The organism is Vibrio sp. J2-3(2022) (assembly GCF_021725735.1).
Taxonomy (GTDB): domain Bacteria; phylum Pseudomonadota; class Gammaproteobacteria; order Enterobacterales; family Vibrionaceae; genus Vibrio; species Vibrio diabolicus.
Genome location: NZ_JAKKCK010000001.1, coordinates 278,547 through 298,959, shown reverse-complemented (window position 1 = coordinate 298,959; position 20,413 = coordinate 278,547). Strand labels below are relative to the sequence as shown.

At 42.7% G+C, this 20,413-nt stretch carries 25 protein-coding genes and 2 riboswitches; of the genes, 20 read left to right on the top strand and 5 right to left on the bottom strand.

What is annotated here, in order from left to right; translation table 11 throughout:
• The first annotated feature begins 4 nt into the window (after nt 1–4).
• From L3V27_RS01445 to L3V27_RS01425, 5 genes are all read left to right on the top strand, one after another.
• On the top strand, nt 5–622 hold the full coding sequence (locus L3V27_RS01445) for a triacylglycerol lipase (protein WP_237310805.1): 618 nt from the start codon (nt 5–7) through the stop codon (nt 620–622).
• A gap of 104 nt (nt 623–726) precedes the next feature.
• Nucleotides 727–866, top strand: a riboswitch (FMN riboswitch).
• 113 nt (nt 867–979) lie between these two features.
• Complete coding sequence (gene ribB / locus L3V27_RS01440) at nt 980–1,636, top strand: 3,4-dihydroxy-2-butanone-4-phosphate synthase (protein ID WP_006741191.1); 657 nt, start codon at nt 980–982, stop codon at nt 1,634–1,636.
• 104 nt (nt 1,637–1,740) lie between these two features.
• Nucleotides 1,741–2,286 carry a glutathione peroxidase gene (locus tag L3V27_RS01435; protein ID WP_237310803.1) on the top strand — a complete coding sequence of 182 codons (546 nt, stop codon included), beginning with the start codon at nt 1,741–1,743 and terminating at the stop codon, nt 2,284–2,286.
• 10 nt (nt 2,287–2,296) lie between these two features.
• A complete protein-coding gene (locus tag L3V27_RS01430; protein ID WP_005396352.1) occupies nt 2,297–2,740 on the top strand; it encodes a DUF3429 domain-containing protein in 444 nt (147 codons plus the stop codon).
• Between the two features lie 152 nt (nt 2,741–2,892).
• Nucleotides 2,893–3,138, top strand: coding sequence for a hypothetical protein (locus L3V27_RS01425; protein ID WP_005373664.1), 246 nt, complete (start codon nt 2,893–2,895; stop codon nt 3,136–3,138).
• 70 nt (nt 3,139–3,208) lie between these two features.
• Here L3V27_RS01425 and L3V27_RS01420 read toward each other — a convergent pair whose 3' ends face one another.
• Both L3V27_RS01420 and L3V27_RS01415 read right to left on the bottom strand, forming a co-directional pair.
• On the bottom strand, nt 3,209–3,808 hold the full coding sequence (locus tag L3V27_RS01420; protein ID WP_005373667.1) for a thiol:disulfide interchange protein DsbA/DsbL: 600 nt from the start codon (nt 3,806–3,808) through the stop codon (nt 3,209–3,211).
• Between the two features lie 83 nt (nt 3,809–3,891).
• The gene (locus L3V27_RS01415; protein WP_237310801.1) at nt 3,892–4,272 is read right to left on the bottom strand and encodes a hypothetical protein; all 381 of its coding nucleotides are present in this window, start codon (nt 4,270–4,272) and stop codon (nt 3,892–3,894) included.
• Nucleotides 4,273–4,556: 284 nt separating this feature from the next.
• Here L3V27_RS01415 and L3V27_RS01410 point away from each other — a divergent pair, with 284 nt between their 5' ends.
• From L3V27_RS01410 to L3V27_RS01365, 10 genes are all read left to right on the top strand, one after another.
• Entirely contained in the window at nt 4,557–4,853 is a 297-nt protein-coding gene (locus L3V27_RS01410) for an isoamylase early set domain-containing protein (protein WP_005396349.1), read from the top strand.
• A gap of 214 nt (nt 4,854–5,067) precedes the next feature.
• Entirely contained in the window at nt 5,068–5,781 is a 714-nt protein-coding gene (locus L3V27_RS01405) for a response regulator (protein ID WP_005396348.1), read from the top strand.
• Entirely contained in the window at nt 5,781–7,076 is a 1,296-nt protein-coding gene (locus L3V27_RS01400) for an ATP-binding protein (RefSeq protein ID WP_006741195.1), read from the top strand. The genes L3V27_RS01405 and L3V27_RS01400 overlap by 1 nt, the downstream gene beginning before the upstream one ends.
• A gap of 117 nt (nt 7,077–7,193) precedes the next feature.
• Complete coding sequence (locus tag L3V27_RS01395; protein ID WP_005396344.1) at nt 7,194–7,586, top strand: glycine zipper family protein; 393 nt, start codon at nt 7,194–7,196, stop codon at nt 7,584–7,586.
• 143 nt (nt 7,587–7,729) lie between these two features.
• The gene (locus L3V27_RS01390) at nt 7,730–8,086 is read left to right on the top strand and encodes a diacylglycerol kinase (RefSeq protein ID WP_275949282.1); all 357 of its coding nucleotides are present in this window, start codon (nt 7,730–7,732) and stop codon (nt 8,084–8,086) included.
• A gap of 22 nt (nt 8,087–8,108) precedes the next feature.
• Nucleotides 8,109–9,764: a phosphoethanolamine--lipid A transferase gene (locus tag L3V27_RS01385; RefSeq protein WP_237310799.1), complete on the top strand. Its 1,656-nt coding sequence runs from the start codon at nt 8,109–8,111 to the stop codon at nt 9,762–9,764.
• 123 nt (nt 9,765–9,887) lie between these two features.
• Nucleotides 9,888–10,820, top strand: coding sequence for a Gfo/Idh/MocA family oxidoreductase (locus L3V27_RS01380; protein ID WP_145534548.1), 933 nt, complete (start codon nt 9,888–9,890; stop codon nt 10,818–10,820).
• A 217-nt stretch (nt 10,821–11,037) separates the two neighbouring features.
• Nucleotides 11,038–11,469 carry a YccF domain-containing protein gene (locus L3V27_RS01375; protein WP_005373685.1) on the top strand — a complete coding sequence of 144 codons (432 nt, stop codon included), beginning with the start codon at nt 11,038–11,040 and terminating at the stop codon, nt 11,467–11,469.
• A 633-nt stretch (nt 11,470–12,102) separates the two neighbouring features.
• Nucleotides 12,103–12,441 carry a hypothetical protein gene (locus tag L3V27_RS01370; protein ID WP_006741201.1) on the top strand — a complete coding sequence of 113 codons (339 nt, stop codon included), beginning with the start codon at nt 12,103–12,105 and terminating at the stop codon, nt 12,439–12,441.
• A 387-nt stretch (nt 12,442–12,828) separates the two neighbouring features.
• The gene (locus L3V27_RS01365; RefSeq protein ID WP_048624804.1) at nt 12,829–13,677 is read left to right on the top strand and encodes a patatin family protein; all 849 of its coding nucleotides are present in this window, start codon (nt 12,829–12,831) and stop codon (nt 13,675–13,677) included.
• A 143-nt stretch (nt 13,678–13,820) separates the two neighbouring features.
• On the opposite strand, the gene L3V27_RS01360 is transcribed toward L3V27_RS01365, so the two are convergent.
• Complete coding sequence (locus tag L3V27_RS01360; RefSeq protein WP_237310798.1) at nt 13,821–14,669, bottom strand: pirin family protein; 849 nt, start codon at nt 14,667–14,669, stop codon at nt 13,821–13,823.
• Nucleotides 14,670–15,060: 391 nt separating this feature from the next.
• Between L3V27_RS01360 and L3V27_RS01355 the strand changes: the two genes are divergently transcribed.
• The 5 genes from L3V27_RS01355 to L3V27_RS01335 all read left to right on the top strand — a co-directional run bounded on the left by L3V27_RS01355 (nt 15,061) and on the right by L3V27_RS01335 (nt 17,967).
• A complete protein-coding gene (locus L3V27_RS01355) occupies nt 15,061–15,270 on the top strand; it encodes a cold-shock protein (RefSeq protein ID WP_005396336.1) in 210 nt (69 codons plus the stop codon).
• A 240-nt stretch (nt 15,271–15,510) separates the two neighbouring features.
• Complete coding sequence (locus tag L3V27_RS01350) at nt 15,511–15,720, top strand: hypothetical protein (protein WP_053807947.1); 210 nt, start codon at nt 15,511–15,513, stop codon at nt 15,718–15,720.
• 50 nt (nt 15,721–15,770) lie between these two features.
• Complete coding sequence (locus tag L3V27_RS01345; RefSeq protein ID WP_005396335.1) at nt 15,771–15,911, top strand: hypothetical protein; 141 nt, start codon at nt 15,771–15,773, stop codon at nt 15,909–15,911.
• 250 nt (nt 15,912–16,161) lie between these two features.
• Nucleotides 16,162–16,261: riboswitch (purine riboswitch) on the top strand.
• Nucleotides 16,262–16,350: 89 nt separating this feature from the next.
• Complete coding sequence (locus tag L3V27_RS01340; protein WP_237310796.1) at nt 16,351–17,364, top strand: adenosine deaminase; 1,014 nt, start codon at nt 16,351–16,353, stop codon at nt 17,362–17,364.
• Between the two features lie 129 nt (nt 17,365–17,493).
• On the top strand, nt 17,494–17,967 hold the full coding sequence (locus L3V27_RS01335; protein ID WP_005396331.1) for a peroxiredoxin: 474 nt from the start codon (nt 17,494–17,496) through the stop codon (nt 17,965–17,967).
• A 50-nt stretch (nt 17,968–18,017) separates the two neighbouring features.
• Here the strand turns inward: L3V27_RS01335 and L3V27_RS01330 are convergent, their stop codons facing one another.
• Both L3V27_RS01330 and L3V27_RS01325 read right to left on the bottom strand, forming a co-directional pair.
• Nucleotides 18,018–18,425: an SPOR domain-containing protein gene (locus L3V27_RS01330; protein ID WP_006741205.1), complete on the bottom strand. Its 408-nt coding sequence runs from the start codon at nt 18,423–18,425 to the stop codon at nt 18,018–18,020.
• 212 nt (nt 18,426–18,637) lie between these two features.
• Entirely contained in the window at nt 18,638–19,807 is a 1,170-nt protein-coding gene (locus L3V27_RS01325) for a D-alanyl-D-alanine carboxypeptidase family protein (RefSeq protein WP_134646426.1), read from the bottom strand.
• Between the last annotated feature and the right edge of the window lie 606 nt (nt 19,808–20,413).

The following is a 20,413-nucleotide window of genomic DNA, read 5'->3' as shown; positions in this document are numbered from 1 at the left end:
TATTATGAAAATCATCATCTTACATGGTCTTTATATGCATGGGCTGGTCATGCAGCCTCTTAGCCAAAAGCTGCGAAAGCTCGGATACGAAACGCAAGTACTCAGCTATAACACTGTTGCTATCGATGAGTCTTCACTGTTTGATTCTATTGACCATTCGCTTAACCCACTGACCGCAAACGTGCTCGTGGGGCACAGCTTGGGAGGCTTGATGATTAAGCGCTATCTCGCCAACAGACAACCGAGCACCAGCTTGATCTCTCATATTGTCGCTATCGGTTCGCCTCTTAAAGGCGCGTCCATAGTAGGTCGGATTCAAGATCTCGGATTGGGTGCAATTTTAGGCAATTCGCCACACCACGGATTAAACAGACATGATGACGCTTGGGATTTCCCTCAAAAACTCGGCAGTATCGCAGGAACGATGCCGATTGGCGCTCGCCCATTGTTGATCCGTAATGACAACACCATGTCGGACGGTACGGTTACCGTAGAAGAGACAAGACTGGACGGTATGCAAGATCATATCGAAGTGAAACAAACGCATACGAGCCTGATTTACAACACCTTCGTGCCACAGCAGGTTGATCACTTTATTCGCACAGATTATTTCCGTCGGTAGCACACTTTTCCATCATACAGATGGAATCGACTTTCCAAGCTATTCAGTTCGCAGTACTATCCTAGCTCCACTTCTTCACAACTTGAATGAAGTGGCACATTTTTAATTGTTCTCAGGGCGGGGCGAAATTCCCCACCGGCGGTATACTTTTCAAGTGAGCCCGCGAGCGCTCGATTCGTCGAGGTCAGCAGATCTGGTGAGATGCCAGAGCCGACGGTTATAGTCCGGATGAAAGAGAATAAGAATACACCAGCATAGCGAGTAAGATCGCGTTGAATGCTGGTGCACTTCTTTTTGATCGTATTTTACGACGATCTCTCATACCGCCCTGATTCTGGTGAAATTTAGGAGTTAACCATGAATCAGTCATCACTACTTGCCGAATTCGGCGACCCAATTACTCGCGTTGAAAACGCACTTATCGCTCTAAAAGAAGGCCGTGGCGTACTTCTTCTTGATGATGAAGATCGCGAAAACGAAGGCGATATCATTTATTCAGTCGAGCACCTCACCAACGAGCAAATGGCGTTGATGATCCGCGAATGTAGCGGCATCGTTTGTTTGTGCTTAACAGATGCTCAAGCGGACAAACTGGAACTGCCTCCAATGGTAGTAAACAACAACAGCGCAAACCAAACCGCATTTACGGTTTCTATTGAAGCGAAAGTTGGTGTAACAACGGGGGTTTCAGCAGCAGACCGAGTGACGACCATTAAAACGGCGGCAAACCCGCATGCGAAACCTGAAGATCTTGCTCGCCCGGGCCACGTATTCCCTCTGCGCGCACGTCCAGGTGGTGTAATGACTCGCCGTGGTCACACAGAAGGTACGATTGACCTGATGCAAATGGCAGGGCTTCAACCAGCTGGCGTACTATGTGAAGTGACCAACCCAGATGGCACGATGGCAAAAGCACCAGAGATCGTTGCGTTTGGTCGCCTGCACAACATGCCAGTGCTGACTATTGAAGACATGGTGATGTACCGCAACCAGTTCGAATTAAAACTGGCATAATTAAATCCCAGCTCTGAAAGAAGCCGCGCATTTGTGCGGCTTTTTTGATCGATCCTCTTTGCACTTGAGTAGTTATACTTATTGAAAACAAGGGGAACAACACCATGAAAGGATTACTGAAACTCGCCGCTCTCGTTAGCTTTCTCTCCATGAATTCGCTTGCTCTTGCATCTGAGTGCCCTGATATTCTTCAAGGTAAGCAAAGGTTGTTAAACTCAACAGAAGAAGTCGATCTATGCGAAAGCTTTAAGGGAAAGACACTACTAGTCGTCAATACAGCAAGCCAGTGCGGCTTCACTCCTCAGTTCGAACAGTTAGAAACCCTCTATCAAACTTACAAAGACCAAAACTTCACCGTCATTGGTTTCCCGAGCAATGACTTCCGACAGGACAGAGGAAGCGAAACAAACACTGCGAAAGTCTGTTATCTCGATTACGGGGTCACCTTTCCAATGATGGCTCGCTCCTCAGTATTAGGCGCAGATGCAAACCCCGTATTCAGCGAGATTACTAACCAAGCTGGCATCAAACCAAAATGGAACTTCTATAAGTTTCTAATTAGCTCTGAAGGCAAAGTTATTGCCACTTTTCCAAGCTCCACATCACCGACAAGTACTACGCTTACCAATATGATAGAGCAACAATTGTAAGGTGACGACCATGACAACACGCTCAACCATGCTACAACTCGGTTACTTAGGCCTGGTTCCATTTGTGTTTAGTTTAGGGCTGATTTTCACTGACATTTCACTCTTCAATTTAAGTGGCCAGCAATTTTTCATCGCTTACAGTGCCGTAATATTAAGTTTTTTATCCGGCATACTCTGGGGGAATGGCATTGAGCATTACTACCACCGCCTTAGCAGAAATATATTAATTCTCAGCAACCTTTTTGTCTTACTCGCTTGGGGCGCATTATTGCAGGGTCACAAACACTACGCGGTCGCTACCCTACTCTTAGCAATTGGGTATCTTGCTGTTTGGTATGCAGAAAAACTCGTGAGGAAAGTCGAACAAGACGCCGAGCCCAAGGGATATCAAGGAATGAGGAGCAAACTGACCTTCGGCGTAATCGTAATGCACGGATTGGCTTTAGTTTCATAACCTGGTCTGTCCAGTACTAAGATCACAAAAAAACGTCTTTTTATAAAACAATGTTCATTTCGTGAATGCACACATATTTTGAACACTGTTTTGTTTCATTTATGAATCAATCCACATATAAGTAATTCAAAGCATTCACAAAGGATATGAATATGTTTTTTCGCAAACTTTTGTTTAGCACTGCGATGATCAATGCAACGACAGGTTGCGTGTCTTACCAGGCACAACAAGCCGCCGCTCAAACAGTAAATAATACAGGCGCCGTGCTTACCAATGTGATTAAAACCACGATTGCTCAGCCATGTAATGTTGCAATCACTGCTGCTAGCTTGTTTTATCCGCATGCCATATTTATGACTAGTGTTCCGACTCAAGCATGTACAAGCGTTCTTAGATAATACGAGTGTGATAAGCATAAAAAATGGCGACTCTACCGTCGCCATTTTTAAGTATCAATGCTATTTATAGTTACAGCGTCAATAAGTAATTAACTAATTGATTGTACTCGTCGTAAGTACGAATTTCGTTGGCCAAAACAATGTATTTATTGTTCACAACCACACCCGGAACCCCTCTCAACGTGCTAGCAGAGAATTGCTTATCAAAACCTTTCTGCATTGAGTTTACGGCGAAACTGTTGTACGCCGCATCAAACTTCTTACCTTCTACGCCATTATCAACGAAGAGCTGTTTCAGCTCAGCTTCATCTTTTGGCGCTTGTCGCTTTTGATGAATTTGGGCAAACATGGCAGGAATCATTGTATCTTCAACCCCGAGCGACACCATCGTCGCGTAGGACTTGGCCATCGGAATCGCCATATCTCCGCCCATGAATCCCACATGTACCTTTTCAAACTTTGCCTCTTTTGGCAGAGCAGGTTTTAAACGCTCAATAAGCGACTCAAACTTGTAGCAATGTGGGCAATAAAAAGAAAAGAATTCCGTCACAACAGGTTTCGATGCTTTCTTAACATCCAGAACTTTGTAGTGCTTCCCTTCTTCAAATTGCGCTGCGTGAGCGGTAAAAGTCAGTAAAAGTGCACTACATAAGGCAAGTAGTTTTTTCATTGTTTATTTCCTTGTGGCATTCAAATGCCAAATCATTTCATTTGGTAAAAAGGGGGAAACCCCAAGTAATTTGAGATGAGGAATTAAACAATCGGAGGACGATAAAGCTTGGTGATCACTGTCACTACTTTTTCGACTAAAGGCCTATCAATCAATGCAAGGCTGTAAGGAAGAAGCAGTAAGTCGTTTTGAGATAAGTTGGCGGGAATTTTGACCATACAGGAAGAGCTACAACTCGTGTGAGACTGTTGCACGTTATTGATAGTTGACTCATCGTGATGTGATTCTACGCAGTCGTCATTGACGCCAAGTTGTTTGTGCAGAGCAGCCTGTTGAACAATAATATCGCGTACTTCAATTGTTTTCACCGGGGCTGAAGCCTTCGCCATAGGAGCGACACTGCTCAAAAGCATAGCGGCTAAACAAACTATCGCGGTCAACAATGTACGGTTAAACTTCAACATAGCTACATCAACAAAAATGGTGATTTAAGATAATACATGATAACGGTTTGACTTCAAGATACGGACTCTGAGTTCAGCCTCGCCTAAAAACTTGGTACGTTAACGGTTCCATATCCTTGAGGCGTCTCAATACCGCTCCCCTCTCACACGAACTCATAGCGATTAAGCTATTCATCATTCAGATAGTTCTTCACATGATACCAGCGACAATTCGATAAAACTTGAAATCGTTATGAAACATGAGTAATAGTTAGAGCAGTTTTTGTACGAACAAGGAAAGATCAATGCTTAAAAAGAGATTCTTTAAGACAAAAGATGAAGTTGAAGTCACGTTCGAGCTAGATAAAGACCAGTGGGACTCCATCCATATTGCTGGGGATTTTAACAACTGGCAGCCAGAACCGATGAAATTAGTGAAGAAAAGCCGTCAATTTAAATTTAAAACGCGCTTACCTAAAGAGCAGAATGTTCAGTTCCGCTACTTGCTCAATGATGCAAAGTGGGAAAACGATCCTCAAGCCGACGCTTATGTTCCCAATGCTTTTGGCAGCGACAACAGCGTCGTGTGCACCACCGAATAAAACGTAAGTTCACCCTAATATTCCATATTAAGGCGCAACAGTTGCGCCTTTTTTAGACTTTTCAAAATGTGATTAATGATTAAGTTTGAATCATTACTTGGGGTATTTATCGAATCAACTCATCCGATAACCTTATTCTGAGAAAGCTTTATTTGAAATAATTCGTAAATTTGTTTAAGTTCCAGTGATATTAAATATTGTATACATCACTCAAATGAACGCACAACAAGTCAAACCATCTTTAATCATTGTGGAAGACGATCCCAAATTACAAGCTATGCTGGGAGAGTATTTTGTTGAACAAGGTTTCCAGGTCAAATGTATCGACAACGGGACAGACGCACCGGAAGCGATTATTGACACACAGCCAGACGTGGTTTTGTTAGATTTGATGCTACCTGGACAAGACGGCCTGAGCGTATGTCGTCAAATCCGTGAATGCTACAAAGGCAAAGTGTTGATGCTGACAGCGAGTGATGACGACTTCGATCACGTCGCCGCATTAGAAATTGGCGCCGATGACTTTGTTACCAAGCCTATCAAACCTCGCGTGCTGCTGGCACGCATTCGCATGCTATTGAGAAGAAAAGAGGCAGCCTCTACCGAGTCCGAAAACGGTCTACAAATTGGAGTGCTGTGTTTAAACCGATTACGTAAATCATGCGTCATGAACCAGGAAGAAATTGCGCTGACTGACGGTGAGTTCGATTTATTATGGGTTCTCGCAACACACGCAGAAAAAACACTCTCACGTGAGTGGTTAACGAAAACACTACGTGGTATTGAGTACGACGGTACAGATCGCACCATTGACAACCGTATTGTGACATTGAGAAAAAAATTAGGCGATGCCTCTTGCTCTCCACAAAAAATCATCACGGTTCGCGGCAAAGGCTACCTATTTATGCCTGATGCATGGAATGAATAATGAGACGGATTTATCTGGAAAGCTTTGTCGGTCTTATCATTCTATTTATGGTGAGTTTGTGGGGTTACGAATTCTTAGTCTATGAGATCAACACAGATTACGATTACCTGCTACAAGAGCAAGAAGGTCAAGCTTTCCACGATCTTATCTATCCTATCTACGAAGAGCACGGACTAGAATACACTCAGCAACAGCTTGAGCAATTTGCCACGTCCAGCCATCGCTTGTTGATTCCTCACACGCTCGAAGAACTTCCAGAAGACATCAGAAAAGCATTTGAAAGTGACACCTCTGTTAACGTTGCTTACGACGAAGAAAGGGATATATGGTTCCGCCTAGATGCGGACACCCCTATTTTCAAAATGATCGATGATCCGGATAGCTCAGTTATTCAGGCAATTAACTTTGATGACAACATTGTATGGTTATTCTTTTTAGCCGGATTTGCTCTGTATTGCATACTGCTGATCTGGTTTTTGAGCCGTCGAATTCGTGAGTTAGAAAGAGTCACGGTCGAGTTTGCTTCAGGCAACTTCAAAGCACGAGCAAGCACCTCAAGCGCTAAGTCGGTTGGAACGCTGAACAAAAGCTTTAATACGATGGCTGACAAAGTTTCTCGCCTGATCACTAGCAATAAAATGCTGACCAATGCAGTTGCGCATGAATTACGCACTCCTATTTTTCGTTTGCAGTGGCAAGCTGACTTGTTATCGGACTCTACATTAACCGAACAACAGAAAAAGCATGTACGTAGTATCGTCGAGGACATTGACGAGATGGAAGACATGGTTGAAGAGTTGCTTTATTACGCCAAAATGGAACGCCCAGATACGGCGTTGCAAACAGAAAACGTAGCACTCGCCAAGTTAGTTAGTGAGTTAAAACAGAGATGGCAAAAAGAGACCAAATTATCAATCTCACTCAATGAAACAAACTCTGAAAACGCGCGCGCATTCGCCGATCCAAAACTGCTAAAACGTGCCTTGGATAATCTGCTACGCAATGCAATGCGATACGCAAATACTCAAATTATGGTTGAGATAAAAAGTGATCAGCAAAGCTGCTTAATCCATGTACATGATGATGGTATAGGTATAGAAGAGCAGCATTGGCCTCACCTTTTTGAAGCATTTTATAGCGCGGATGAGTCCCGAAACAAAAACACGAGTGGATTTGGGCTCGGTTTGGCGATCGTCAGGCAGATAATGGAACTTCAACATGGTGAGGTTTCGATTTCTCATAGCCCACTTGGTGGTGCTTGCTTCACACTTCGTCTTCCAAAATCAGACAGTTAAGTTAACGTCTTTCCTCCTTTACAGAAGACGACACTTCAATACACTCCAGCGACAGAGCTCAGCAATAAAACAGTGTACATTTAATCCATAAATTCACAGAACAAATGGATAATACTCATGTACAAACCTTTTATTCTGGTTATGACGCTTGCCTCTACTCTTAGCGCTTGTACTTATAATCAAAAGCCTGTTGTCGACATGACTAATGTTGACCCTGCTAAATATGAACAAGATTTTCTTTATTGCCAAGGGTATGCGGACAACGTAGACAAAACGGAAGCTGCAAAATCTGAAGCCGCTAATGGCGCAGTTACAGGTGCACTAATTGGGGCAGCAGCTGGAGCGCTAGAAAGCGGGATAGGTGGGGCTGCTGTAGGTGCCGCTGCAGGCGGTGCTGTAGGGGCTGGGGCCGGAGCGTTGAGTGGAAGCAATGACTCCACCAAGACACAATCTCTCGTACTGCGAAAATGCCTTCAGAATAAAGGCTATACCGTCTACGACCTTGATTAATTCAACTCTTTTTTCTTATTCAAACCCTATATCGTTGTGTGATGAATGCCATTCACAAATGTTTCACGCAAGAACGATTAGTCTCATTTCATCGTTTGGATAGATGCACAATCTAAATTATTAAGCTGTAGTAAGGTCATATTTTGAAGCCAGGAAAAACAGGTCTACGCCGTGTCATGGATGCGACCGGCTATTCATTTCAGGGATTGAAAGCCGCATGGAAATACGAAGCCGCCTTCAGACAAGAATTGATTCTAGCCTTAGTGCTTTCCGTCTGTGCTTTTTTCCTTCCAGTCACCGCATTTGAAAGAGTACTGATGATCAGTAGCCTGCTATTGGTCCTGATCGTCGAACTTATTAATTCCGCCGTAGAAGCGGTTGTCGACCGTGTTAGCGATGACTGGCACGAGCTCAGTGGTAGAGCCAAAGATATCGGCTCGGCTGCAGTATTTGTTGCGCTCACTCTTGCCCTTTTTATTTGGGCTTCGTTCTTGCTCTGATTTTGATTCAAGACATTTACTTATGAAGACACATAATTTGCAACAGAAAGGTATCTCGTACGTTACCTTTACTTTCTTGTTGGCATTCTATTTCGCGCTGGTTGTAAACATTCCTATTTACAAAGAGCTGAATGGTATTTTTTCAAGCCTAGATAATGTCAAAATTGGTTTTATTATTACGATACCCATTTTCTTTCTTGCCGCGCTCAATTTCCTTTTTAACTTATTTAGTTGGCCTTGGGTTGGAAAGCCATTCTTTATTATTTTGCTCATAATTTCGAGTATGGTGAGCTACGCAAGTTACAACTATGGCACGCTTTTCGATTCTGGAATGATTGCTAATATTGCTGAAACCGATTCGAGCGAGGCAAGCTCTTACTTAAGTACTTATTCTGTAATCTGGACGCTACTTATGGGGGGCGTCCCTGCGATGATTGTCTATAAGGTCAAGTTGCAATCTCAGCGCCACCAATTGCTGTATTTTTCTCTCACGAAGTTGGTGTCGATGTTGTCATCTCTTGCAGTAATTGCTGTTATTGCCAGTGTTTACTACCAAGACTATGCATCTGTCGGTCGCAATAACAGCTATCTGAAAAAAATCATTATTCCTACTCAATTCGTTTACAGCACGACTGGGTATGTAAAGGAGAAATACTTCACCACGCCAGAGCCGTATCGCGAGATTGGAATCGATGCAAAGCAGTCAGATAGCGCAGTAAAGCAAGCACAGAACAAGCCGACACTACTGGTGTTTGTTGTCGGAGAAACCGCTCGAACACAGAACTACCAACTCAATGGCTATAAGCGAGAGACAAACCCTTACACCAGTAAGCTGGATGTGATTTCATTTCAAGAGGTTGCGTCTTGTGGCACTGCAACTGCAGTATCTGTGCCTTGCATGTTTTCTCAGCTCACGCGAAGCGAGTTTGAACGGACCAAGGCAGATAACCAAGATAATGCTCTCGACATCATGCAGCGCGCTGGAGTTGACCTCATCTGGAAAGAAAATGATGGCGGAGACAAAGAAGTCGCCCACAAGATCAAGAAAATTGAAGTGAACCGAAAGCAAGCAAGTCCTCTGTGTAACGGTCTAACCTGTTACGATATGGCGCTGTTAGATCACTTTGATCAAGAAGTTGCGGATATGCACGGCAATCGCGTTGTCGCCATGCACCTTATAGGAAGCCATGGTCCTACCTACTTCCAGCGTTATCCTAGAGACAAAGCGTTTTTCAAACCAGACTGCCCACGTGCAGATATAGAAAACTGTAGCGTCGAACAAATCGTGAATACGTACGACAATACGATACGCTACACTGATCTTGTGTTGGCACAAACCATCAACAAACTCAAAGCATTAGAGTCTCAATATAATACCGCTCTCATCTACGTATCGGATCATGGTGAATCATTAGGCGAAAACGGATTGTTCTTACATGGCATGCCTTACGGCCTTGCACCAGACTTCCAAAAACGTGTTCCTTTGCTCATGTGGCTATCTTCCGGCTTTAAGCAAGTGAAACAAATAAACACCGACTGTTTGTCGAATGAAGCGCAAAAGGCAGGCCAGTACTCACATGATAACGTGTTCCACTCTTTATTAGGCGTTATGGATGTACAAACCCAAGCCTACGACGGCAAGTTGGATATATTCAAAGATTGCCGCACGACTTCCTAAGTGGACCAACAAAGCCTGACTCAAAATGTGAGTCAGGCTCTTTTCTAACAAGGCATTTAAACTCATCAGCTTGCCAAGCGTTATACTACAACCTGCCATCCATACATCGAAATAAGGACTAGGATGAAAATTGGTATTATTGGTTTAGGAGATATTGCTCAGAAAGCATACCTTCCCGTTATCACTCAGCTTCCAAATATCGAACTTGTATTTTGTACCCGCAACGCAAATGCACTTGAGAGTCTGGCTAAGCAATATCGAATCTCAGAGACCTGTCAAGACTACCAGCAGCTTCTGCACTTTGGCGTAGATGCTGTCATGATTCATGCGGCAACAAGCGTACATCCTCAAATCGCAGCATTCTTTTTGCAACATGGAATCCCAACCTTTGTCGACAAACCATTAGCGGACAATGCTGATGACGTGGAAAAACTGTACGATATTGCCGAAAAAGAAAAACAACCACTTTATGTGGGCTTCAACCGACGTCATATTCCGCTTTACAACCAACACATGCCAGAGGTACAGCAAGGCAACATTTCTGACCTAAAATCGCTACGCTGGGAAAAGAACCGTCACCAACTACCAGGCGATATTCGTACCTTTATATTTGATGATTTTATTCACCCATTAGACAGTATTAACGTGACAGCCAAGACCGATTTAAAAGAGGCTTATATAACGCATCAACTTGAGGGTGCCCAATTGGCGCGTTTAGACATTCAGTGGCAACACGGAGATACTTTACTCCACGCTTCGATGAATCGTCACTTCGGTGTGACTATGGAGCGCGTTCAAGCTTGTTATGCTAACAAAGCAGTGGAATTCGACTCTTTCGTTGAAGGGAAACGATGGCAAGCGAACCAAGAGCAAAAAATCAATTTGAAAGATTGGACGCCAATGCTGACGAGCAAAGGTTTCCATGCGATGTTGCTCGACTGGTTTAACGTCGTTGAATCTGGAAAAATCGCTAGTGAAGTAGTGAAACGCAACATTGCTAGCCATCAGTTAGCAGAGCAAATTTGTCAATATATCGAGAAAGTTAACTCTAGGTAGCTTAATTCTTGGCTATATGCTTAATCGAGTATTACGCTCTATACTAAAACAAACGTAGCTTCAGGGAGTCATTCATTCTCTGTTAATACTTATGCGGCTATTCTATCAAGCAAGTGAATGAGGGAACGGATCACGTTTATTAACGGAGTGGTTCTAGTTTTACATTACTATACCCTCAGGAACCTGCATCGTCATATTCAAGAGTAAAGGAAATAGAATGAGAACACTCGGTAACATCATTTGGTTTGTATTTGGTGGCGTATTTATGGGGTTGCTATGGTGGTTTTTCGGTATCTTAGCCTTTATTAGCATCATCGGAATACCTTGGGGGCGTGCGTGTATCGTTATGGGTAATTTTTCCTTTTTCCCATTCGGAAAAGAAGCCATTTCACGCGATGAATTGACCAATGAAATGGACATTGGTACGAGCCCTCTAGGCGTTATCGGCAACGTCCTTTGGTTTGTCTTTGCAGGTCTTTGGTTAGCAATCGGTCACGTACTTTCCGCCGCAGCGTGTTTTGTAACCATCATTGGTATTCCGTTTGCACTCCAACACCTGAAGCTTGCGGTTATTTCACTCGCACCAATTGGTAAAACGGTTGTGTCGTCAGAAGAAGCTGCAATGGCTCGGTACAATATCAACCGCTAACAAACAGCCAGTATACTTTCTATCCTCTGGGCAATCGTGCTCAGAGGGCAACTCCCGTCAAAAGTAAGCCTATTATCGCTATCGCATATTCAATAATGGTTGATTGTATATCCATACCGTCACCTTTAAGTTGAAGTTCACCCTAGCTCTGTACTACTTTACTTTTTTATTAATCAATGGATTAGCTTAACCCTCCAAGCTCACCCACGCTCAAAAATCAGTATTATTTCCGCTCATCTAAATTGAGTTCATTTACGAAAAGTCGAACTATAAGCATAGTTGATATTAATGATTTTTGACGATAAATAACTCACACCAATCCAGCGATAGTTCCAGCGTTTACTTTTTCTCAGTAAACGCAAGCCGTTACGAAAGCGGGTTTCTTCCCGATCAAAGCCACCACTTCGCATCACTATCGCTTTTCTTTAAAAGGCAACAAATATTCGTTGTTATCTTGAGTAAATTATTTTGTTTGTCGCATTTAAGTTCAATCAATATTATTCGCGACATCAGAGAAATAGACCATTGAGCTCCTTAGCATTTATCACAGACATAGAACGTAAAGCCCCTTTTTTGCTCGTTTTTCTTTTTACAAATGTTCTAACTCAACGTCTATTCAGACAGGAATACACCGTGGATAAATATCAAGCTGCTTATGCCAAACGTCTAGAGAAGTTAAAGGGTAATCAATCTCCAAAAACGATAGCCCGTCTTTCGGCTTGGGAGGCATTTCTTAACAAAGAGTACGAACTCCAAGACTTAGAATACCAACTATCAGACGCAGCACACCTACACTATGAACAATCTCATGTGAAAAATGATATTTCTTTTAAGGCGTTCAAGCGGGCGTTCTATAACGAATCCATCAAAATCTACAACCTAACCGATGGCGCCTCTATACAGAAAGTATTCACTCCGCTGCTCGCATTAACGACAGTTTGGGTGCTATTTATCTGCTTTTTTGACAAGTGATCATCACTTTTATTAGAACAATAAACTTAGGGCGCTTGCATCATGATTCAAAACGATAACCAGACGCACAACGCCCCACTTAAATATAAAAAAGGAGTTTGATCTTGTATGTCTAAGATGACACTTCTTTTAATTACAACAACGATCAGTATCGGAATTACAGGCGCCGCTTTCTGTGTGGGAGTGACATATTTATTCAGTGCGCTTTCACTAAATGAGCTGCTCAATAACCTGTAACTCCCTAGGCTTAATATAAAAAGGGCATCCATCGATGCCCTTTTCTTTTACTTAAGGAGATGCCCTAGCACTTAGGACCACTTGGGTATAAAACCGTTATGCGTTAAGCTGCATTCTATTCATCCAATAGGTAAAGAACGGAACACAGTGATGGAACAAGTAGGAGAGCGTGCGTTGATTGTCGAAGGTGGTGCGATGCGAGGTGTATTTTCTTGCGGCATACTCGATCATTTTCTCGCTAACGATTTCTCTCCATTTGATAGCTTTTGGGGCGTATCGGCGGGCGCAAGTAACTTGGCGGCGTATTTAGCTAAAATGCCCGGGCGCAACTTAAAAATCTATCTCGATTACAGTTTAAGGAAAGAATTCATCTCACCATCTCAGATTCTACGTGGCGGCGATATGATGAACTTAGATTGGATGTGGAACGTCACTCTCGAAGAGCTTGGTATCGACAAATCCGCACTAAAAGCGGATTCGAGACCTTTCTTTTTAGGCGTAACACGTCAAGACAATGGCCAAGCCGAGTACCATACTCCTAATGTCGACGAGCTCGCAGAAACAATGAAAGCCAGCAGCGCACTTCCCGTACTTTACCGAAATGGTGTCTTACTGAACGGCACCCGATACGTTGATGGCGGGGTTTCTGATGCACTTCCTGTCGCAGAAGCAATAAAGCGAGGAGCCAAAAAGATTATGGTTTTACGCAGTCAACCCTCTAGCTACCAAAAGCCGAAAGGAAAGTTCAGCGCACTAACCAAACGGATGTTGAAAGAAACGCCAGGATTAATTGAGCCGATGTTGACGCGTGAAGTTCGCTACAATCAAACGTTAGCACTGATCGACAATCCACCATCGGGAGTCGAAATCATCCAAGTTTGTCCTCCTGAATCATTTAAATTAAAACGATTGAGTCGCTCGCCAGCACCATTGCGCCAAGCTTATGAGTTAGGTATTGAAGCAGGAAAAGAAGCCATCATGCGATGGAATCAGAAGTAGAAAAAAGCCACGTGTATTAGACGTGGCTAACGCAAATTCGATGGCAGTGGATTATCGTATTTGCTTCTGGTCGAGCCCAATGGTCAGGCTCAAAACTGTTTATAACTGCGCTACTCACAGAAAAGGGAGTTAGGATGTTGATGCTAGTAGCTTTCAAACAATCCTGAATTGTAGTCTTGGATTGCTTGTTCTATTTCTTCCATGCTATTCATTACAAAAGGGCCATAGTGAACCACTGGTTCATTGATTGGTTCGCCAATAAAAATCAGAGCACCACTCTCCTTTTCGGCTTGTAATTCAACCCATTCACCTTTCGATAGAATCGCCATTTCGCCTTGATTGATCTCACGATCTTTTACCTGAATACGTCCTTTATAAACGTAAATCATCATGTTGTGGTCTTGCTCCGTGGTCAAATTCAAAGCGTGACCAACCATCGCTCTCCAATCGGCCACCGTGGCAGCAACACCTGTTTCTGTTAGAGGCCCCTGAATACGTTCGTTGTCTATAGTCAGATGACCAGCAATCAAGCGAACAACACCCGAGCTTTGAGTTTCGAATTCCGTTATCGTTTCAGGTTGAAAGTCATGATATTGAGCCGGTGCCATCTTATTTTTCGCAGGCTGGTTTATCCAAATTTGGAAACCATGCAATTCACCTTCCTGCATAATAGGCATCTCACTATGAATGACGCCTCTTCCTGCCGCCATCCATTGAGCGCCACCAGAACGAAGCTCACCAACATTATCCATGTGGTCACGATGCTGGAAATGACCTTTCAACATATAAGTAAGCGTCTCGATGCCGCGATGCGGATGAGGAGGAAAGCCACCAACATAATCAGCACGGTCGTCAGACTTAAGTTCATCAATCATCAAAAATGGAGAAAAACTCGCATTATTAAACCCTGCTACTCGACGAATTTTCACTCCGTCACCATCAGCAGTGGGTTGTGATTGAATAAGCTGACGAATTTCTCTGAATGTGCTCATACTATTTCTCCTCGTTTACCTTTGTGGCCGCTTGCAAACCGCATGTTCAGCCATGGTTATCGATATGGTTCTATTTTAGATTGAAGAAAAATAATCATGAGCCTTGCTATTTGAGCTACTTATTCAAATTTTTCGAACAGCCCACTAATCCAAGCTGTCGAAATATATTTAAAAATAAGTGTAGCTATTTCCTAAACAAGGTGTATAGTAGGCCTTGGCTCTTAGAAGAGAGCTGTTAATGCAACATTTAGTTTAAGTTTCCTCTCAGTAAAATCTTGAATCCCCCAATTCAGACACCTGCGTACAACTTCCTCTTGATTGAACATTCAATAGCTTAGAAAAGATCCACAAAACAAATTCAAATTTTAATGTTTAATTCAAAGGTATTTTTATGTCTAAAGTAAACGGCTCAGTAAAATGGTTTAACGAAACTAAAGGCTTTGGCTTCCTATCTCAAGACAACGGTGGTCAAGATGTATTCGTACACTTCAACGCTATCGTTTCTGACGGTTTCAAAACACTGACTGAAGGTCAGAAAGTAAGCTTCAACGTAGAGCAAGGTAAAAAAGGTCCTCAAGCGACTGAAGTAACTCCTCTATAAGACTGCTTTTCTTGGTGTAGCATGCCCATGCTGCACCAAATCTCTCTCCTTCAAAAATATTCTCACTTTAATCACTCAGCCTAATATCAGGCATTGCTTTGTGCTACCTAAAATAAATAGGATAGTACTGCTTAATTTATTATTTATAGGAAAAATCATGTCCTCAAAAAGAACAGGCCGTCAAAGGCATTGGTATCAATTACTTAACAAAGACAAAATCACTAAGAAACAGGAGAATAAATGTTAGAAATTGAATTTAATCTAGAACAACCTCACACCTCTTGGAACGCTAAAATACATCAATTAAATGGTGATATTTTACGAAGGCACGTATTACCTAAGCTTCATTCTCATAGCTACATGATCGATTTTGAATATTGTGAGAAAACGCAATCTGGAACTATTCTCTGTGATTCAGGTTCAAAGTTAGGAAGTTTTACTGTTAACTAATTCAGTTTTCATGCATTAATGAATGATGCAACTAATTTGGAAGGTATCCAATGGCTAGAAAAAGTAAGAAGCAAGCAGAAAAAGACAAGAAAGAGTCGGAGCAAAACGCGGCGGCGGTAAAACAAAAAACGCGACGCCGTATAGAAGACATTATGGAACAAAGAGAATTTGACAAGTTATTTGATCTATAAGCTACCCTTGACTCTCTCAATACTTTCTCTGCTCCATCGTTGTGCAAGGTACCGCCACCTACCTTTGCTCAAACGAAGCCTCACTCTTTTTCCTCACTTATAACAACACGATAAGCCTCGTTCACGCTTAAAAGCCAATTTGCTCCTCTATACCCAAGTGACTTATACGGTTGCCAGTTACTTTTCTTAGAAAAACCCTTCGACTACTGACAACTAGGTTATTTGCGTATAGCCAAATTGAGAATTTTGCGTATAATCGCCTCGTTTGCTTCGTATAACCCCAATGATATGGTTTGGGGGTCTCTACCAGTTCCCGCAAAGTGCTGATTACGAAGAGTTGAGATCATCGTGGGTCTTACTCTTTGTGATAGCGTTCGATTTATTCTTATCTATACCTATTCTTAGAGTAACTGCATCCACAATACACATAAGGTGGAATATGAACGCATTTATTCAAGGTCTTCCAAAAGTAGAGCTGCACTTACATATCGAAGGTTCACTTGAGCCAGAACTTCTCTTCAAGTTAGCACAACGAAACGGCATCGACATTCCTTACTCTTCTCCGAGTGAACTACGCAGCGCGTATCAGTTCGAAGACTTACAGTCATTCCTTGACCTTTATTACCAAGGGGCGGATGTTTTGCGTACAGAGCAAGACTTTTACGATCTCACTTGGGAATACTTACTGCACTGTAAAGCGGATAACGTTATTCATACCGAAATCTTTTTTGACCCACAAACGCATACAGAGCGCGGTATTGACTTTGACACCGTTATCCACGGGATCGCCCGCGCACTACAAGATGGGCACGAGAAGCTCGGCATTACTTCACAAATCATTGCGTGTTTCCTCCGTCACCTTTCAGAAGAAAGCGCTATGGAGACTCTGCAAGCCGTTCTGAAACACCGTGATAAGATCATCGGTGTCGGTCTAGATTCTTCAGAACAAGGCCATCCACCAGCTAAGTTCAAACGAGTATTTAAAAAAGCGGTAGAAGCAGGCTTACTGACTGTTGCTCACGCAGGTGAAGAAGGCCCCGCACAAAACATTACCGATGCAATTGAAATGCTTCACGTCAGCCGCGTGGATCATGGTGTTCGCTGTGTTGACGATGAAGCATTAGTCGAGTCGTTAATTGAAAGCAAAATGCCACTGACGGTATGTCCATTATCGAACCTTAAATTGTGTGTATTTGACGATATGAAAGATCACAATATTGTCGAGCTACTGCGCAAAGGTGTCGCTGTGACGATTAATTCGGACGATCCGGTATACTTTGGTGGTTACATGACAGATAACTTTTTAGCCGTCAACAACGCACACCCAATGAGTAAGAATGAACTAGCTCAATTCACAATGAATGCGATTGATGCTAGCTTCATCGATAATGAGTTGAAAGCGAAGTATCGCCATCTCGTTAGTCAATACGTAAGTCAGCATGAAGCGTTGTAATAAAGCCATCAGTGCTACATCTTAGGTCAAACACTTAGGTGCTAAAACCTTACAAAAGCTCTGTGGTTAACCGCATTTATAAGCGCTAGACTGAGAAAGCTAAACTAGCACACAAAAAGGAATAAAATCATGATTCAACAAGGCCAAGCTCTACCAGTTGCGACTCTAAGCGAATTGACTGCCGATGGTATGGTTAACCACGACGTTACTGAGCTGTTTGCAAACAAGAAAGTCGTACTCTTCGCTGTACCTGGCGCATTCACCCCAACGTGCTCGGAAGCTCACCTACCAGGCTATGTGGTATTAGCCGACGAGTTGAAGGCAAAAGGTGTTGATTTAATAGCTTGTGTTTCTGTAAACGATGCATTTGTGATGCAAGCTTGGGGCGAAGCTCAAAACGCTTCAGAAATCCTGATGTTGGGTGATGGCGACGCAAGCTTTACTAAAGCATTAGGTCTTGAAATGGATACCGGCGGCTTTGGTGGTATTCGCTCACAACGCTACGCCATGATCATTGAAAACGGCATTGTGACCAAACTTAACGTTGAAGAACCAAAAGAGTTTGAAGCAAGCAAAGCAGAAACGATTTTAGCGGCGCTTTAATCTTACCCTTAGATACAAAAACGGAAGCCATCGCTTCCGTTTTTTGTTGGCTAACGCATTCTCACAACACTCGTTTGTTGCTTACGCTGCATTTCCGCAAAAGTCAGCACAAATGGGGATGATTGCTTTACGCGGCTCGGCAGTGAAGAAAGCGCATTGTAGGCATCCTGTTTCGTTTTAAAATCGCCAACAGTTACCGTATACCAACGCGTGCCTCGGCTGTTTTTCCAGTTAACCCAAACCGGATGCTTAGGATCGATATAACGAATGTAATCTTTCACATCTTTTTCTTGCTTTAGCGCGAGTACCTGCATCGTGTAATGGTTTGGGTTTAAATAACCATACGCATCCTGAGAGGTCATTACTCCAACACATTGGCCACTATCGACCTGCTGCTGGTAAGGCATAGCGCAGCCCATGAGCGATAAAATCAATGTCAAAGATAAAATCTTGTGCACGTGTCACTCCATTTTTGTTCTAGTTTCTTTTTTCTCGCACTCAAAAACACAAAAACGCTTCTAATTAGGCGAAAATAGCCCATACAGAAGGTTCGATGTTTTAGCGCAACGAGTATTCCAAAAAAGTAAGGCGACCACGTTGGCCGCCTTAGTAAATTGATTTAATAGAACAATAACAAGATAGAGTGATAATGGCAGAAGTTAGCTGTTTTTTAGAGCCAACTCGCGACCAATTGCTTAAACCAGTCTAAAATTCGCTTGAATAAGCTGCCTTCTTCCACCGATTCCAACGCTACAAGTTCGGCTTCATTCACAACTTTACCTTCGACTTTGTAAAGCACTTTACCAACCACTTGTTGCTCAGAAATTGGCGCTACCAAATCGCCATTATATTCAACTTCAGCTTGTAGCTTTTTCACATCCCCTTTTGGTAAAGTGAGATAAACGTCATTGGCAACGCCTACTTTAAGCTCATCTTGTTCGCCCATCCAAATTCGAGCGTTCGCAACTTCCGTTCCTGCCTCGGTTGGCATTACCGTATCGTAAAAGCGGAAGCCATAACTTAACAATTGCTTGCTTTCGGATTCACGGATATTCTCACTTTTCGCTCCCATTACAACAGCAATCAAACGCATATCACCTTGAGTCGCTGAAGTCGCTAGACTATAACCAGCACCGCTCGTATAACCAGTTTTCATGCCATCAACATTCATACTGCGATCACGAAGCAAGCCATTGCGGTTATATTGCGTAATACCGTTGTAGGTAAACGAGGTTTCGCTATACAGTGGGTAGATGTCAGGTAAGTCACGAATAATAGCTTGACCCAACTTGGCAATGTCATAAGGTGTTGAATATAAACCGTCACTGTCTAGACCATGAGGGTTGGTGAAAGCCGTGTTAGTTAATTCAAGCTTAGCAGCCCAACTATTCATCAAGCTTACAAACCCTGACTCACTACCTGCGACATGTTCAGCAATGGCCACACTAGCATCATTACCTGATTGAACAACCAGGCCACGGTATAAGTCAGATAAAGAAACGGAAGTATTGACTTCAATAAACATCTTTGAGGAATCTGGGAAGTTTTTTGCCCAAGCATTTCGGCTAATGACGACCTCATCATCCAAAGTAATATTACCTGCGTTAATTTCTTGACCAGCCACATAAGCCGTCATTAACTTCGTTAAGCTCGCAGGATTTAGCCGTTTATGTGCATCACGTTCAACCAGCACTTTCCCAGTGTGAAAGTCCATCAAAACATAGCCACGAGAACTGAGTTCCGGTGCATTTGGCACAACGGTTGGTGCTGCATAAGCCAACGAAGATACAGCAGCGAACCCTGTAATTAACACTGTGTTTAATATAGTACTTTTTCTCATCATGACATCTTATCTTAGTAGCATTTAAGGCTTACAAACGGTACCCGAATGAATTCAAAGCGCAGGGTTACCTAGGTAAAGAGCGAGTATATTGAAACGGCGCTCAGTTACAGCCACCTTGTTACGATTAGTTACTTTTACTCAATGTTTGTCGAGAATAATGAGAGGCAGGTAGAGCTTTCGTCTAGAAAGATGAGACAAGAGGCGAGAAATCATGCCGTTATGCTATGTAATTAGTGTTCAGAGAAAAAACCGTACAAGCCAGATCTAAAACTAAGCTTGTACGGGAAAAGATAGCTAAAAATTTTATCACTATCTAACTAGGGGCAACTAAGAAAATCTACAATTCAATTAATAATCCGAACTAATCATTTACTAACCAATGCTTCATCTCGGTCATAACAACATAATAATTTATTGTCAGAATTTCAGATAAAAATAAAAATTTAATTTATATATAACCTAAATATTATCTATTACTAGACAGGAGAAAAGTATAATTTCCCTTTCTTAAAACTAAGGGAGGCTTTTTTCGATGCCTTTGAGTTTGTATCGTCATCAGTAAACTGAGTGTAACAATGAGGGATAAGGCATCCGGCTTTAGCG

Coding starts and splice junctions, on each gene's coding strand:
- L3V27_RS01445 (WP_237310805.1), top strand. CDS start 5: ATGAAAATCATCATCTTACATGGTCTTTATATGCATGGGCTGGTCATG.
- ribB (WP_006741191.1), top strand. CDS start 980: ATGAATCAGTCATCACTACTTGCCGAATTCGGCGACCCAATTACTCGC.
- L3V27_RS01435 (WP_237310803.1), top strand. CDS start 1,741: ATGAAAGGATTACTGAAACTCGCCGCTCTCGTTAGCTTTCTCTCCATG.
- L3V27_RS01430 (WP_005396352.1), top strand. CDS start 2,297: ATGACAACACGCTCAACCATGCTACAACTCGGTTACTTAGGCCTGGTT.
- L3V27_RS01425 (WP_005373664.1), top strand. CDS start 2,893: ATGTTTTTTCGCAAACTTTTGTTTAGCACTGCGATGATCAATGCAACG.
- L3V27_RS01420 (WP_005373667.1), bottom strand. CDS start 3,808: ATGAAAAAACTACTTGCCTTATGTAGTGCACTTTTACTGACTTTTACC.
- L3V27_RS01415 (WP_237310801.1), bottom strand. CDS start 4,272: ATGTTGAAGTTTAACCGTACATTGTTGACCGCGATAGTTTGTTTAGCC.
- L3V27_RS01410 (WP_005396349.1), top strand. CDS start 4,557: ATGCTTAAAAAGAGATTCTTTAAGACAAAAGATGAAGTTGAAGTCACG.
- L3V27_RS01405 (WP_005396348.1), top strand. CDS start 5,068: ATGAACGCACAACAAGTCAAACCATCTTTAATCATTGTGGAAGACGAT.
- L3V27_RS01400 (WP_006741195.1), top strand. CDS start 5,781: ATGAGACGGATTTATCTGGAAAGCTTTGTCGGTCTTATCATTCTATTT.
- L3V27_RS01395 (WP_005396344.1), top strand. CDS start 7,194: ATGTACAAACCTTTTATTCTGGTTATGACGCTTGCCTCTACTCTTAGC.
- L3V27_RS01385 (WP_237310799.1), top strand. CDS start 8,109: ATGAAGACACATAATTTGCAACAGAAAGGTATCTCGTACGTTACCTTT.
- L3V27_RS01380 (WP_145534548.1), top strand. CDS start 9,888: ATGAAAATTGGTATTATTGGTTTAGGAGATATTGCTCAGAAAGCATAC.
- L3V27_RS01375 (WP_005373685.1), top strand. CDS start 11,038: ATGAGAACACTCGGTAACATCATTTGGTTTGTATTTGGTGGCGTATTT.
- L3V27_RS01365 (WP_048624804.1), top strand. CDS start 12,829: ATGGAACAAGTAGGAGAGCGTGCGTTGATTGTCGAAGGTGGTGCGATG.
- L3V27_RS01360 (WP_237310798.1), bottom strand. CDS start 14,669: ATGAGCACATTCAGAGAAATTCGTCAGCTTATTCAATCACAACCCACT.
- L3V27_RS01355 (WP_005396336.1), top strand. CDS start 15,061: ATGTCTAAAGTAAACGGCTCAGTAAAATGGTTTAACGAAACTAAAGGC.
- L3V27_RS01350 (WP_053807947.1), top strand. CDS start 15,511: ATGTTAGAAATTGAATTTAATCTAGAACAACCTCACACCTCTTGGAAC.
- L3V27_RS01345 (WP_005396335.1), top strand. CDS start 15,771: ATGGCTAGAAAAAGTAAGAAGCAAGCAGAAAAAGACAAGAAAGAGTCG.
- L3V27_RS01340 (WP_237310796.1), top strand. CDS start 16,351: ATGAACGCATTTATTCAAGGTCTTCCAAAAGTAGAGCTGCACTTACAT.
- L3V27_RS01335 (WP_005396331.1), top strand. CDS start 17,494: ATGATTCAACAAGGCCAAGCTCTACCAGTTGCGACTCTAAGCGAATTG.
- L3V27_RS01325 (WP_134646426.1), bottom strand. CDS start 19,807: ATGAGAAAAAGTACTATATTAAACACAGTGTTAATTACAGGGTTCGCT.